The organism is Pseudoxanthomonas sp. G3 (assembly GCF_057654715.1).
Genome location: NZ_CM172805.1, coordinates 1,295,837 through 1,309,793, shown reverse-complemented (window position 1 = coordinate 1,309,793; position 13,957 = coordinate 1,295,837). Strand labels below are relative to the sequence as shown.

Sequence of the window (13,957 nt, the reverse complement as noted above, 5' to 3'; positions counted from 1 at the left end):
GCCGCTCAGGCGGCGCGCTGGCTGGCCGCCACGCTGCCCAGGATCAGTGCGCCGGCGGCGAGCATCGCCAGTGTGACCGGTTCGCCCAGGAACGCCCACGCAAAGCCCGCGCCGAACAGCGGCACTAGGTAGGTCACCGTCGATGCGCGCGCCGGACCGATGCGTTGGATCAGCCGGTAATACAACAGGAAGGCATAGCCGGTGCAGACCACGCCGATGGCGATGGCCGCGCCCCATGCGCTGTTGGAAATCGCCCCGGTCGGCCAGTGCGTCACCGCGAACGGCAGCACCAGCAGTGCCGCGCAACCCAGCGTCGCCGCCGCGGCGGCGGCCGGCGGAATGCCCGCAAGATGCTTGCGCACGAGATTGACGCCTACGCCATACAGCAACGCCGCCGTGGAGCCAGCCACCACCGCACCGCCCACGCTCAGGCCACCGGCCTTGCTGGTGGCCAGAACCACCACGCCCACGAAGCCGACCAACAACGCGAGCGACCGGCGCGTACCGATCTTTTGCCCGAAGAACAGGAAGCCCACCAGCGCCGTGAACAACACGGTCATCGCATTGCAGATCGCGCCGATCGCCGCGGGCGAACGCTGTGCCGCCCACGCGAACAGCAGGAACGGGATCGCCGAATTGATCGCGCCGATAATGGCCAGCCGCGGCCACATGCCGGCACGGAAATGCGCGCGCTCGCGCCACAGGAAGGGCAGCAGCACCAGCGCGCCCAGCGCGAGCCGCACCTCGACCAACGCGAACGGGCCGAACGGATTCGCCGCGATGCGCATGAAGAGGAACGAGCTGCCCCAGATCGCGCCCAGCGCCAGCAGTTCCAGCGGCGTGCGCCAGTCGCGCCCCACCACCTCGGGGGAGGCGCCCACGGTCGTCGTTGCCTGTGCCATCGCCGCACCCTTGTTCGTGTCTGCCGTCATTCTGGCGGATTCGGCAGACCCGACAAGCGCGTACCATACGGGCAAGCGACAAATCTGGTTTGTGCCTGGAGCCGTCATGAGCCTGCGCCCCGCCCTGCTGCCCGCCCTGGGCGTATTCGCCGCCGCCGCGCGCCACCAGAACTTCGCGCACGCCGCCGACGAGCTGCACCTCACGGCCAGCGCCGTCAGCCATCATGTGCGCAAGCTGGAGGGGATGCTGGGCGTGGTCCTGTTCCAGCGGCATGCGCGCGGCGTGAAGCTGACGATGGAAGGCCGGCAACTGGCGGATGCGGCCAATGCAGCGCTGGGCGACATCGATGCGGTCGCCTCCCATCTGCAACTGTCCGGCAAGACGACCACGCTGCGCATCACCACGCTGCACTCGCTGGCCTATTGCTGGCTGCTGCCGCGGCTGCCCCGTTTCTGCGCGCGGCATCCGCACATCCGCCTGCACGTCGACACCGGCATCGCGCTGACCCGGTTCGACGACGAAGGGCCCGAGCTCGGCATCCGCCACGGCCCCGGGCATTGGACGGGCCTGACCGCGCACCACCTGATGGACGACGAACTGTTCCCGGTCGCCTCGCCGGCCCTGCCGGGCATCGAAGCGATCCAGGAGCCGCGCCAGATCGCCCAGTTGCCGCTGGTGACTGACCTGGCACTGCAGGGCTGGCGCGACTGGTTCCGCGCCGCCGGGGTGCGAGGGCTGCGGCTGCCGCCGATGCACAGCTTCAACGACAGCACCGACGCGATGCGCGCCGCCGTGTATGGCGTAGGCGCCGCACTGGCGCGCCGGCATGTCGCCCAGCCCTATCTGCAGCGTTACGAACTCGTGCGCCTGCCCGGCCCCGCGTTAAAAGCTCGCTTTGCGTATTACGCCGTGCATCCGGCACACAAGCCGCCGAGCGCCGCGGCGCAGGCCTTCATCGACTGGCTGAAGGAAGAGGCTCGCGACGAGCGCACGCCGCTGCCTCCGATGCCGGACGACTTCCTGGGCCGCGCCCATCGCTAGAGGCTGGCGCCGTCGAACGGGCTCACGTTGAGCGAGGCGAGATCCACGCCCGGCAGGCAGCGCACATTGACGGCCGCCATCATGGCGCCTGTCTTCGGGTGTGCGGCTTCGCCGTACGGCGCGATGCCGCAGGTGGCGCAAAAGTGGTGCTGGATGTGGTGCTTGTTGAAGGTGTAGGTGGACAGGGCCGCTTCCGGCGTCTTCAACACCAAGGCGTCGCGCGGCGTGAACCACAGCAGGCCCCCGCGCCGGCGGCACAGCGAGCAATTGCAGTCGATCACTTCGTTGACCTCGCCTTCGACCTCGAACGCGATGCGCCCGCAGTGGCAGCTTCCTTCGTGCTTCATGACAGCGTTCTCCGTGGTCCGGGGGGCCAGCGTATATCGAATGGCACGGGCGCAGGCATGACCTTCGGCCTATGCTCTGCGTTCCGATCACCGCCGCACTGCAACAGGACTCCCATGCGCAAGACCCTGCTCGCCGCCGCCCTCCTGGCCTCGCTGGCCGCCTGCCAGAAGAGCGAAGCCCCCACCGCCGCCCCGGGCGCCGACACCGCGTCCGCGACGGCCGATACCGCCAAGGCCGATGCCGCCTTCGCCGACCTGTCCAAGCGCGCGCTCGAGGGCTGGCTGCAGCTTTCGCCCGTCAGCGCCACCCAGATCGGTGAACACAAGTACGACGGCGAGCTCGACGACCTGAGCGCGGCCGGCCGGCAGAAGGGCCTGGACTTCAGCAAGAAGATCCTGGCCGAACTGGATGCCACCGACGTCGCCGCGCTGTCGCGCGAGAACCAGGTCGATGCGGCCATCCTGCGCAACCAGCTGCAGTACGACATCTGGACGGCGGAAACACTGCAGAGCTGGGCATGGGATCCGCAGGTCTACAACAACGTCGCCGGCGGCGCGATCTACGGACTGATGGCACGCGAGTTCGCGCCGCTGCCCGAGCGCCTGAAGTCCGCCACCGCACGCATGCAGAAGATTCCCGCGCTGCTGGCGCAGGCGCGCGAGAATCTCGATCCGGCGCGCGTACCCAAGGTGCATGCCGAGACCGTCGCCAAGCAGAACGCCGGGATCCTCAGCATCGTCGACACCTTCATCACACCGAACCTCAAGGACCTGCCGGAGGCCGATCGCGCGCAGGCGCAGCTCGCCATCGACGGCCTGAAGGCCGCCGTGGCCGAACACCAGGCGTGGCTGGACAGGACGCTGGTGCCGAACGCCAAGGGCGACTTCCGCATCGGCCAGGCGCTGTACGACCAGAAGCTGCAGTTCGCCCTGCTCTCCTCGCTGTCGCGCGCCGACATCAAGCAGCGCGCCGAAGGCGAGCTCAAGCGCGTGCGCGAGGAGATGTACGGCATCGCCCGCACCGTGCTGAAGGACAAGCCCGGCGCGCCGGCCCTGCCCGAGACGCCCACCGCCGACGAGCAACAGAAGGCGATCGAGGCCGCGCTTGAGCTGGCCTATGCGGAGCGCCCGGCGCGCGACAAGGTGGTGCCGGACGCCGAAGCGGCGCTGGCGCAGGCCACCGAGTTCGTCCGCAAGCACGACCTGGTCACGCTGCCGGACGCGCCGGTGGAAATCATCGAGATGCCGGAGTTCCAGCGCGGCGTGGCGGTGGCGTACTGCGATTCGCCCGGCCCGCTCGACAAGAACCTGAAGACCTTCTACGCCGTCTCGCCGATCCCGGAGGAATGGGACCAGAAGCAGGTCGACTCGTTCCTGCGCGAATACAACAGCCGGATGATCCACCTGCTGAGCATCCACGAGGGCACGCCGGGCCACTACCTGGAAGGCTGGCACTCGGCCAAGTTCCCGTCCACGCTGCGCGCCGTGCTGCGCTCGGGCATGTTCGCCGAAGGCTGGGCGGTCTACACCGAGAAGATGATGGCCGACGCCGGCTACCTCGACAACGATCCGCTGTTCCGCCTGGTGCAGATGAAGTTCTACCTGCGCACGATCGCCAACGCCATCCTCGACCAGGGCGTGCAGGTGGATGGCTGGACGCGCGAACAGGCGATGGACCTGATGGTGCGCCAGACCTTCCAGCAGGAGCGCGAAGCCGCCGGCAAGTGGACGCGCGCGCAGCTGACGTCCGCGCAACTGCCCACGTACTTCGTCGGCGTGCAGGAGCACTTCGACATGCGCAAGGCGGCGGAAGCCAAGCAGGGCGCGCAGTTCAACCTGAAGGCCTACCACGACCAGGTGCTGTCGTACGGCGCACCGCCGGTGCGCTTCGTCCGCCAGCTGATGCTGGACGAGCCGATCAAGTGACGTCCCGGCGCGCGCACAGCGCGCCTTTGCCGGGACGTCATCCCCGCGAACGCGGGGATCCAGCGACTTCCCGGCACCGTGTAGAGCGGAGCTTGCTCCGCTCATTCTCCCGCAGCACGGCGTAGAGCGGAGCTTGCTCCGCTCCTTCGCGGAAAAAGCAGCCGAGCAAGCTCGGCGCTACGCCAGGCGCGACGTCGCCACGATCACACCGTTGGCATCGGCGTAGATCCAGTCGCCCGGCGCGATCGACACGCCAGCGAACGCCACGGGCACGTCCACCTCGCCCAGGCCGAGCTTCTCGGTCTTCATCGGATGCGAAGCCAGCGCCTGCACGCCGAGCGGCAAGGCGGCGAGCGCATCGACGTCGCGCACGCAGCCGAAGATGAGGAAGCCGGACCAGCCGTGCGCCACCGCGTTCGCCGCGATCTGGTCGCCCAACAGCGCGCGGCGCAGCGACCCGCCGCCATCGACCACGATGACCCGACCTTCGCCCGGCGAGGCCGCCAGTTCGCGCACGCGCGAGTTGTCCTCGAAGCACTTCACCGTCACCGCCGATCCGGCGAAGGCAACGCGTCCGCCATAGCCGCGGAACACCGGCTCGGCGACCCGCACGTCTGGGAAGTGGTCGCAGAGGTCGGGCGTGGTCCAAGACATGCGGCATCTCCGAGGGCGCGGGTTGACCGCATGGTAACGCGGGCACGACGCACACCGGGCTATGCTTCGCGCATGAACGACCTCTTCGCTTCCCCGCCCCCTGTCTCCACCGACGGCATCCGTGTCGGCATCGGCGGCTGGACCTTCGCGCCCTGGCGCAAGAACTTCTATCCCGATGGCCTGGTGCAACGGCGCGAGCTGGAATACGCCAGCCGCCAGCTGACCGCCATCGAGATCAACGGCACCTACTACAGTGCGCAGAAGCCGGCGACCTATGCCAGCTGGCGCGACCAGACGCCGAACGGCTTCGTATTCTCGGCCAAGGCGCCCAAGCGGATCATGCAGTCGCGTTCGCTGGCATCGACGCGTGCGCAGGTCGAGGACTTCGTCGGCGGCATCGCCGAACTCGGCGCGAAGCTGGGGCCGCTGGTGTGGCAGTTCGAAGCGGGCCGCCGCGTCGACCGCGAGGAACTGGACGCCTTCCTGGCACTGCTCCCGCGGGAGATCGACGGACGACCGCTGCGGCATGCACTCGAAATCCGCGATCCGGCAGCCGTCGACGCCGACCTGATCGACCTCGCGCGTCGCCACCAGGTCGCCACGGTCTTCACCGATTCCACCGACTATCCTTCCTTCGCCGACCTCACCGCGGACTTCGTCTATGCGCGCCTGATGCGCTCGCAGCCGATCGACACCGGCTACCCGCCAAAGGAACTCGCGCTGTGGGCCGAACGTGCACGCGCATGGTCGCGTGGCGAAGACATCGCCGAGCTGCCGCACGTGGGCGAACCCGGGCCGACGCTGCCGCGACGCGATGTGTTCGTCTACTTCATCAGCAGCGCGAAGGAACGCAATCCGGCCGCGGCGATGGCGCTGATCCGGAAGCTCGCGGCGTAGTGCGTCAGTAGCGCAGGGGCCGCTTCACGATGATCCACGTGGCCACGCCGATGCCGACCATGCAGGTGAACGCCACGTAGTGCGCCGGCGCCAACGGCCCCCAGGCGGCGGACAACCATGCGATCAGCGGTGGCGTCAGTCCGCCGAACACCGCATAGGCTACGTTGTACGAGAACGACAGGCCGGAGAAGCGCACCTCCGGCGGAAACGCCGCGACCATCAGCGCCGGCGTCACCCCGACCACGCCGCAGCAGAAGCCGGCCAGCGTATACCAGGCGACGAACTGCGCCTCATGGCCCGACAGCAACGCGCCGTAGAGCGCATACGCGGCCACGCCCAATCCCAGCGAGCCGGACAACAGCGCACGCCCCACCCCGATTCTGTCCACCGCCCACCCGGCGGCCAGGCAGCCGAACACCAGTGCCAGCGTCGCCAGGCTGTTGCCACGGAAGGCGACCGCCGGAGCGATACCGAAGCTGGTCTGCACCAGGGTTGGCGTCAGCAGCACGACCACCACGATCGCCGCGGTCAGCTGCCAGGAGGCGAGGAACGACAGCAGCACCGCCGGCCGATGCTCCGCCAGCACCTGCTTCACCGGCACCTGCCGCGCCAGCTGGCGGCGTTCGCGCATTTCGACGAACACCGGCGTCTCCTCCAACCAGCGCCGCAGCCACACGGCGACGAACCCGAACACGCCGCCGAGCAGGAACGGCATACGCCACACCCACGCCTGCACTTCGGCAGCGCTGTAGCGCGCATTGATCCACGCCGCCAGCAGCGAGCCGATCAGGATGCCGGCGGTCAGGCCTGCCGTCAGCGTGGCGCAGGCAATGCCTACGCGGTTGCGGGGCACGTGCTCGGCGACGAAGACCCACGCGCCCGGCACTTCGCCGCCAACGGCGATGCCTTGCACGATCCGCATCGCCAGCAGCAGCAACGGCGCCAGCACGCCGACCTGCGCGTGCGTGGGTAACAGGCCGATCAGCAGCGTGGGCACCGACATCATGAAGACACTGAGCGTGAACATCCGCTTGCGTCCCAGCCGGTCGCCGAAGTGCGCCATCACGATGCCCCCCAGCGGGCGCGCCACGTAACCCGCGGCGAAGATGCCGTAAACCTGCAGCTGCGCCAACCACGGCGCCGTGCCGGGCGGGAAGAACAAGGCGCCCAGCACCTTGGCGAAGAAGACGAACACGACGAAGTCGTAGAACTCCAGCGCACCGCCCAGCGCCGACAGACCGAGCGTCTTCGCGTCGCGCCGGTCGAAAGGGCGCGGTATCGGAGGCGATGCGGTGGTGGCGGTCATGCGGAGGTCCTGGATGTCAGCACGGGCGTTGCGCGCGAACATTGCATGCCAACCGACATGCGTCTAGCACCCTCGCCTCCCTGTAGGAGCGACGTCAGTCGCGACCGTCCCCCCAACGCGTCCGTAGACATCGGCGAACCGACGGACCGCGGACGATGCAGCTTCATCTGATCGGACAACGTGCGGTCGCGACTGACGTCGCTCCTACAGGGAGGATGCAAGGCGACGGCCGAGCACGCGATCCACACCCACGATGAGCACCCCCAGCGCCACGAACACCACCATGACCCCCACCGCATTGATCGCCACCTTCGCCCAACCCAGCTGGCCGACATCGATGAAGGGATACGGGTATTCGCCCAGCCAAGCGCCGCGCACGAATACCCAGACCACATAAGCCAGCGGAAACAACAGCCATACCGCTACGTCGCGCCAGCGCAAGGTCCCGTGCGGCACGCAGGCCAGCCACCACGCCCAATACGCCAGCGGCACGGCATAGTGCAGGCCGGTATCGGCCCACCACTGCGCGCCCTGCGGCTGCCACAGGTGACGCAGGATGAAGAAGTAGATGCTCCCGGTGACACCGATGTAGAGCGCGACCGCGCCCCGCACGCGCGCCTGCGCGAAAAAGCCGACCCGCCCCGTGGCGGCGGTGAAGGCCGCCAGCGCCACCGCAATGTTGCTGAGGATCGTGAAGTAGGTAAGGAAGCGCACCGTGCCCAGCGCGATTCCTATGTTGTCGCGGGTCAGCTGCACGAGCAGTACGTACTGAAGGACTAACGCCGCCAGCGCCAGGCTGCCGACCAGGCCAGCGCACACGCGGGACACCAGGGACAACGGAGCGGGCGGCATCGGCGGTGTTCCCGTTCACGGCGATCGGCGAAGCTTGCCACGGCCAACCCGGATCGGCGAGTGGTCCCGTCGCCAGCGTCCCGTGGCTTCGGCGACAATGCGCCCATGCCGATGACACCGACCGCCAAGGCCCAGCTGCAGATCCACCTGTGCGTACTCCTGTGGGGCTTCACTCCCATCCTGGGCAAGCTGATCAGCCTGTCGGCGCTGCCTCTGGTGTGGTGGCGCATGCTGATCGTGGTCGCGGCGCTGGCGCTGCTGCCGCGCGTCTGGCGCGGCCTGCGCGCGATGCCGTTGAGGCTGGTGCTGGCCTACTGCGGCATCGGCCTGATCGTCGCCCTGCACTGGCTGACGTTCTACGGCGCCATCAAGTTGTCCAACGCGTCGGTGGCGGTGACCTGCATCGCGCTGGCGCCCGCCTTCACCTCGGTGATCGAGCCCTGGCTCACCCGGCGCCCGTTCTCGTGGCGCGAACTGTTGTTCGGCATCGCGGTGCTGCCCGGCGTCGCGCTGGTGGTCGGCGGCATTCCCGACGGCATGCGCCTGGGCGTGCTGGTGGGCGCGCTGTCGGCGCTGCTGGTCGCGGTGTTCGGCCCGCTCAACAAACGCCTGATCGATCACGGCGAACCGCTGACCATCACCGGGCTGGAACTGGGCGCGGGCACCCTGCTGCTGACCGCGCTCGCACCGCTGATGCCGATGCTGTTCCCCGCCTTCGCCGGCGACCTGTTCGTGCTGCCCGGTTGGAAGGACGGCGCACTGCTGGTGATCCTGTCGCTGGCCTGCACGCTGCTGCCGTTCGCGCTGTCGCTGGTCGCGCTTAAGCACCTGAGCGCGTATGGCGTGCAGCTGGTCACCAACCTGGAGCCGGTCTACGCCATCGTGCTGGCGATCGTGCTGCTGGGCGAACAGCGCGAACTGACCCCGCTGTTCTACCTCGGCGTCGGCATCATCCTGGCCGCGGTGTTCCTGCACCCGCTGAGCCAGCGCAAGAAGCACATCGAGCACCCGGAGGTGCTGGGCACCTCCGAGGCGAAAGGCATCGTCGACTGACGCGTTTCAGCGGGCGACGACGACCGGTACCGGGCTGGTCGCGATGACCTTCAGCGCCACCGAGCCGATCAGCAGTTGCTTCAACGCGCCGCGGCCGTGCGTGCCCATCACTACCAGGTCCGCCTTGGCGGCCTTGGCCTGCTTGACGATGCTCTCGGCAGGCTCGCCGACGAGCACTTTTTCGATGAAAGGAATCTGCGCGCGCTTCAGCGCGGTGCGCGCCTTTTTCAGCGCATAGGTACCGTTCTCGGCGTGGTAGCGCTCCACGCCGTCGCTGCCCAGCTCCAGGGCGACCGACCGCAGCAGCGGCGGGTCGACGTACAGCAGGGTCACGGTCGGCGTGTCCGCCAGCGACTTGCTCAGCTCCACCAGATGGCGGACGGCCGCCAGGCCGATCTCGCTTCCGTCCACAGCCAACAGGATCTTCATCGTCGTGCTCCGTTGGGGGCGGCCGCACGCTGCGCCGCCGACGGAGGCAGGATGCGTCAGTCCGCCGCAGACCGCATTGATCCGGATCAACTCAAGCGGCGGCGACCACCACGCGATCGCGGCCATTGCGCTTGGCCTCGTACAAGGCCTGGTCGGCGCGGCGGAACATGGTTTCGGCGGTGTCGTCGCGCAGCCGTGCCGCCACGCCGATGCTGACGGAAATCGGCAGGCCCATCGGCAGCAGGCCCACGCTCTGGCGCATGAATTCGCACTGCAGGCGGGCTTCTTCCAGGGTGGCGCCCGGCATCAGGATGACGAACTCCTCGCCGCCGTGGCGCGCCGCCAGGCCCCGGCCGGCGGCCTGCGCTTTCAGCATGTCGGCCAGCGCCACCAGTACGCGGTCGCCTTCGTCATGGCCATGGATGTCGTTGACCGTCTTGAAGTGGTCCACGTCGAGCACCGCGACGGCGAGCGGATCGCCGCTCTGCGCGGCCTTCTGCATGGCGCCGTCCAGCGCAGCGGTGAAGGCGCGCCGGTTCGGCAATCCGGTCAGCGGATCGGTGCGCGTCTGTTCGGAAAGATCGGCGTTCTGCTGCTCCAGCTGGTCCTGGTAGCGCTGCATCTGCTGCTCGTACCAGTCGCGCTCCTGAAGCTGGTGTCTCAACTGCTTGCTCACGCGGCGCAGCTCCAGCAACTGCACGATCTGCCGCGACAGCGCATCCAGCGCCTCCAGCTGGAACGGCGCCAGCTCGTGCGGCTGGTCGTCCACCACGCACAGCGCACCCAGCGCGAACCCGTCCTGAGTCACCAGCGGCGCACCGGCGTAGAAACGGATGCCGTTCGCCGCGGTCACCAGCGGGTTGTCGGCAAAGCGCTCGTCGCGGGTCGCATCGGACACCACGGTCGCGGCATTGGGGTCCAGCACCGTGTGCGCGCAGAACGAGGTGTCCAGCGAGGGGTCGGGGCTCTCCATCCCGACCTGCGCCTTGAACCACTGGCGGTCACGGTCGATCAGCGTCACCGCCGCCATCGGCACGCCGCAGATGCCGGCGGCGATACGGACCAGGTCGTCGAAAGCCCGTTCGGGCTCGCTATCGAGGATGTCGAAGCTGCGCAGGGCAGCGAGGCGTTGTTCTTCGTTGTCGGGCTTGGGCGGACGACTCATGCCGGCGCGGTGAGTGCAGGGACCGGCGGAGTATGCCTGCAGTCCGCAACGGCGGAAGTCCTCCCCACAGGGGCTGACGTCACGCTATGACGTCACCAGCTTTCCTGCTGGGGCAGCAGGCCGCGCAGTTCCTGGTCGGTCAGGTTGCGCCAACGGCCGGGCTTGAGGTCGCCCAGCTTGACGTTGTCGATGCGTACGCGCCGCAGCTGGGTGACGCGGTAATCGAAGGCCGCGGCCATCAGGCGGATCTGCCGGTTCAGGCCTTGGGTCAGGGTGATGCGGAAACCGAACTTGGCGATCCGGCTGGTCCTGCACGGCAGCGTCATCTGCCCATGCACGCGCACGCCGCGCGCCATGCCGCGCAGGAACTCGTCGGTGACCGGCTTGTTCACCGCCACCAGGTATTCCTTCTCGTGGCGGTTCTCCGCACGCAGCACCTGGTTGACGATGTCGCCGTTGCTGGTCAGCAGGATCAGGCCTTCCGAATCCTTGTCGAGCCGGCCGATCGGGAAAATGCGCTGCTCGTGGCCGATGAAGTCGACGATGTTGTCCTTCACCGAGGATTCCGTGGTGCAGGTGATGCCGACCGGCTTGTTCAGCATGATGTAGACGTGCCGGCGCTTGCCGGCTTTCGCCGCGCGCATCTTCAACGGCTGGCCATCGACGAGGACCTCGTCGCCCTCGCCCACCACCGCGCCGGTACCGGCGGCGATGCCGTTGACGGTGATGCGCCGCTCGGCCAGCAGGCGGTCGGCTTCGCGGCGGGAGCAGAAGCCGGTTTCGGCGATGTATTTGTTGAGGCGGACAGTCATGCCGCCATTATCCGGGATCGGCCGTCCCGCGTCGCCGCCCGCGTCAGGCCGGTTCGGCCACGGCCGGACGCGGCGCGTCCGCGCCCAGCTCCGCCAGCGGGCACGGCACGTGCACCGCAAAGCCCTGCACGTAGCCGATGCCGAGTTCGCGGAGCTGCGCCATCACGCCCTCGCACTCCACCCACTCGGCGATCGTGACCTTGCCCAGCGCCTGCCCCATCTGGCTCATCGACCGCACCAGGGCCAGGTCGGATTCGCCTTTGGCCAGGTCGCGGATGAAGGCACCGTCGATCTTCAGAATGTCCACCGCCAACCGCTTGAGGTAGCCGAACGAGGACAGCCCGCTGCCGAAATCGTCCAGCGCGATGCGGCAGCCACGTGCGCGCATCGTGCCGATGAAGCGGCACGCATCGTCCAGGTTGGCGATCACCGCAGTTTCGGTGATCTCGAAGCACAGCCGCTGCGCCACCCCCGGATGCCGGTCGAGCAGCAGATTGACGTGGTCGAGGAACGCGGGATCGGCGATCGATTGCGCGGACACGTTGACATGGCACAGATCGAGGCGGAGCAGGTCGGCGGGGTGCCGTGCGAAGTACTTGCACAGGCCATCCATCACCGCGCGGTCGACCGACATGCCCTGCCCGTAGCGTTCCATGGCCGGCAGGAACACGCCGGGAGCGTGAACGTGGCCCGCCGTATCGCGCAGCCGCACCAGCACCTCGTACTGCAGGCGGTCGCTGCCGTCCAGGGCGACGATGCGCTGCGCGTAGAGCAGCAGCCGGTCCTCCGCGATCGCCAACTGCGTGTGCGCCACCCACTCCAGTTCGTGGCGGCGGCGCGCCAGGCTCGGGTCCGAATCGCGGTAGCAACGGATGCGGTTGCGGCCCTCTTCCTTGGCCATGTAGCAGGCCGCATCCGCAGCGCGCAGCAGCCAGTCCACGTCGACCGCCGCATCGTTGATCTCGGCCACGCCGATGCTGCAGTTGAGTCCGAAGGCTCGTCCGTTCCACAGGAACGAAGCCTCCGCGAGCGAAACTTGGATGCGCGCCATCGCCGCTTCGGCCTCTTCCAGCGTGGCGTCGTGCAAGAGGATCGCGAACTCATCGCCCCCCAGTCGGCCCAGCCAGTCGTCGCCACGCAATTGGGCGGAGATACAGCCGACGAAATGGCAGAGGAAGCGGTCGCCGGCTTCATGGCCGCAGGTGTCGTTGACCAGCTTGAACTGGTCCAGGTCGATGTAGCAGAGCGTGTGCCGTCCCGCGCAGCCGCGCGCCTGGCCCAACGCGCCCGCGAGGCGCCGCGCGATCTCGCGGCGGTTGATCAGCCCGGTGAGTTCGTCGTGGCTGGCCTGGTGGGCGATCTCGCAAGCGAGTTCGTGCGCATCGGACACGTCTTCCACCAGCACGAAGAGGCGGTCGTCGCCTTTCGCATGCGCCACCAGCGATGCCGTCCAACGCACCCAGCGCGTCGCGCCATCCTGGCGCACCAGCCGGCGCTCGCCGGGCGCGAGCAGTCGCTCCCAGTCGATGCCGCCCTGCGCATCGAGCCGCACGTCGTCGTCATGCAGCACGTCGTGCAGGCACAGCGCGCGGAGTTCCTGGAGCGGCCGTCCGAGGATCTGCGCGAGCGCTTCGTTGGCCTGGGCGAAGCGGCCGTCGCGATCCAGCTTGAGCATGCCGACCGCGGACTGGTGGAAGGCCATGCGGAATTCGCTTTCCGTCTCGCGCACGCGCCGCAGCGTCTTGCGCATCACGTGCAGCGCGTAGGCCGACAGCCCGAGGAACGCCAACGCGCTCAGCGCGAGCAGCACGTGCCGCATGAAGTCCGCCCCCTCGGCCAGCGAACGCGAGAACGCGATCTCGCGCGGACGCAGGCGCGCGTCGATCGCGGTGAGTTCGCGCTGGTACGCCCGCACTTGCGGCGCGTCCAGGCTGCGCGCGGCCTGCTGCGCCTCCAGGGCATCGGCCAGCCGCACCAGGTGCAGGATCTCGACTTCGGCTTCGCGCCACAGGCGGACGGAATCGCGGAAGTACGGCGCGTTGCTCAGCGCGCGGTACATCCGGATCATGCGGTCGAGATTGCCGGGCGCATTGCCGCCCTGGAGGAAGCCGGCGCGCGCGGCGGCCAGGTCGACCGGCTCCTGTTCCAGCGCCAGCCGCGCCGCACGATCCCCCAGCGGGACCTGCAAGGCGCTGCGCGCCTCCGCCAGGTCGGCGGGATTGCCGTGGCTGGCGTAGCGGTAGAGGCTGTGCACGGCGCGCTGCTGGGCCTTGGACCAATGGCTCTCGCCGATGATGTACGCGGTCGCGCCCGCCTGGCTCTCGAGGATGGCAGCGGTCGACAGCGCGCCCAGCGCGGACAGCAGGATCAGCACCATCACCCGCGCGGGCAGACGCCTGAGTCCCCGGTCATTGTCGGTGCCGGCGGGGTCGCCGACCGGTGCCGCATCCTTGTTGTCCACGTACCGCTCCCGTGGGTGCTGCCGCTGCGCAGGGACCACAGTCGCAGGCCCCCGCGCTCGTTCATCGGCCCCAGCGGCTCCGGCTTGAGGCGACGGGCGCCTCGCCGCCCT

General features: G+C 68.6%; 13 protein-coding genes. 4 read left to right on the top strand and 9 right to left on the bottom strand.

The window, feature by feature from the left end:
- Window positions 1–5: 5 nt before the first annotated feature.
- The gene (locus AC23D6_RS06120; protein ID WP_487752580.1) at window positions 6–902 is read right to left on the bottom strand and encodes a DMT family transporter; all 897 of its coding nucleotides are present in this window, start codon (window positions 900–902) and stop codon (window positions 6–8) included.
- A gap of 106 nt (window positions 903–1,008) precedes the next feature.
- Between AC23D6_RS06120 and AC23D6_RS06115 the strand changes: the two genes are divergently transcribed.
- Window positions 1,009–1,944 (top strand): LysR substrate-binding domain-containing protein, encoded by a 936-nt coding sequence (locus AC23D6_RS06115; protein ID WP_487751894.1) that lies wholly within the window; start codon window positions 1,009–1,011, stop codon window positions 1,942–1,944.
- Here the strand turns inward: AC23D6_RS06115 and AC23D6_RS06110 are convergent.
- Window positions 1,941–2,291, bottom strand: a complete 351-nt coding sequence (locus AC23D6_RS06110; RefSeq protein ID WP_487751893.1) for a GFA family protein — start codon at window positions 2,289–2,291, stop codon at window positions 1,941–1,943. The genes AC23D6_RS06115 and AC23D6_RS06110 overlap by 4 nt on opposite strands.
- A gap of 114 nt (window positions 2,292–2,405) precedes the next feature.
- Here AC23D6_RS06110 and AC23D6_RS06105 point away from each other — a divergent pair, with 114 nt between their 5' ends.
- Window positions 2,406–4,217, top strand: coding sequence for a DUF885 domain-containing protein (locus tag AC23D6_RS06105; protein ID WP_487751892.1), 1,812 nt, complete (start codon window positions 2,406–2,408; stop codon window positions 4,215–4,217).
- Between the two features lie 177 nt (window positions 4,218–4,394).
- Here AC23D6_RS06105 and rraA read toward each other — a convergent pair whose 3' ends face one another.
- Complete coding sequence (gene rraA / locus AC23D6_RS06100) at window positions 4,395–4,871, bottom strand: ribonuclease E activity regulator RraA (RefSeq protein WP_487751891.1); 477 nt, start codon at window positions 4,869–4,871, stop codon at window positions 4,395–4,397.
- A gap of 72 nt (window positions 4,872–4,943) precedes the next feature.
- Between rraA and AC23D6_RS06095 the strand changes: the two genes are divergently transcribed.
- Window positions 4,944–5,768, top strand: coding sequence for a DUF72 domain-containing protein (locus AC23D6_RS06095; protein WP_487751890.1), 825 nt, complete (start codon window positions 4,944–4,946; stop codon window positions 5,766–5,768).
- 4 nt (window positions 5,769–5,772) lie between these two features.
- Here the strand turns inward: AC23D6_RS06095 and AC23D6_RS06090 are convergent, their stop codons facing one another.
- Window positions 5,773–7,074, bottom strand: coding sequence for an MFS transporter (locus AC23D6_RS06090; protein ID WP_487751889.1), 1,302 nt, complete (start codon window positions 7,072–7,074; stop codon window positions 5,773–5,775).
- Between the two features lie 204 nt (window positions 7,075–7,278).
- Window positions 7,279–7,926 (bottom strand): Pr6Pr family membrane protein, encoded by a 648-nt coding sequence (locus AC23D6_RS06085; protein ID WP_487751888.1) that lies wholly within the window; start codon window positions 7,924–7,926, stop codon window positions 7,279–7,281.
- A 105-nt stretch (window positions 7,927–8,031) separates the two neighbouring features.
- Here AC23D6_RS06085 and AC23D6_RS06080 point away from each other — a divergent pair, with 105 nt between their 5' ends.
- The gene (locus AC23D6_RS06080; RefSeq protein WP_487751887.1) at window positions 8,032–8,979 is read left to right on the top strand and encodes a DMT family transporter; all 948 of its coding nucleotides are present in this window, start codon (window positions 8,032–8,034) and stop codon (window positions 8,977–8,979) included.
- Between the two features lie 6 nt (window positions 8,980–8,985).
- On the opposite strand, the gene AC23D6_RS06075 is transcribed toward AC23D6_RS06080, so the two are convergent.
- From AC23D6_RS06075 to AC23D6_RS06060, 4 genes are all read right to left on the bottom strand, one after another.
- A complete protein-coding gene (locus AC23D6_RS06075) occupies window positions 8,986–9,408 on the bottom strand; it encodes a universal stress protein (protein ID WP_487751886.1) in 423 nt (140 codons plus the stop codon).
- Window positions 9,409–9,499: 91 nt separating this feature from the next.
- Entirely contained in the window at window positions 9,500–10,573 is a 1,074-nt protein-coding gene (locus AC23D6_RS06070; protein ID WP_487751885.1) for a GGDEF domain-containing protein, read from the bottom strand.
- Between the two features lie 92 nt (window positions 10,574–10,665).
- Window positions 10,666–11,385 carry a pseudouridine synthase gene (locus tag AC23D6_RS06065; protein WP_487751884.1) on the bottom strand — a complete coding sequence of 240 codons (720 nt, stop codon included), beginning with the start codon at window positions 11,383–11,385 and terminating at the stop codon, window positions 10,666–10,668.
- 43 nt (window positions 11,386–11,428) lie between these two features.
- Entirely contained in the window at window positions 11,429–13,846 is a 2,418-nt protein-coding gene (locus AC23D6_RS06060; RefSeq protein WP_487751883.1) for a putative bifunctional diguanylate cyclase/phosphodiesterase, read from the bottom strand.
- Window positions 13,847–13,957 lie beyond the last annotated feature (111 nt).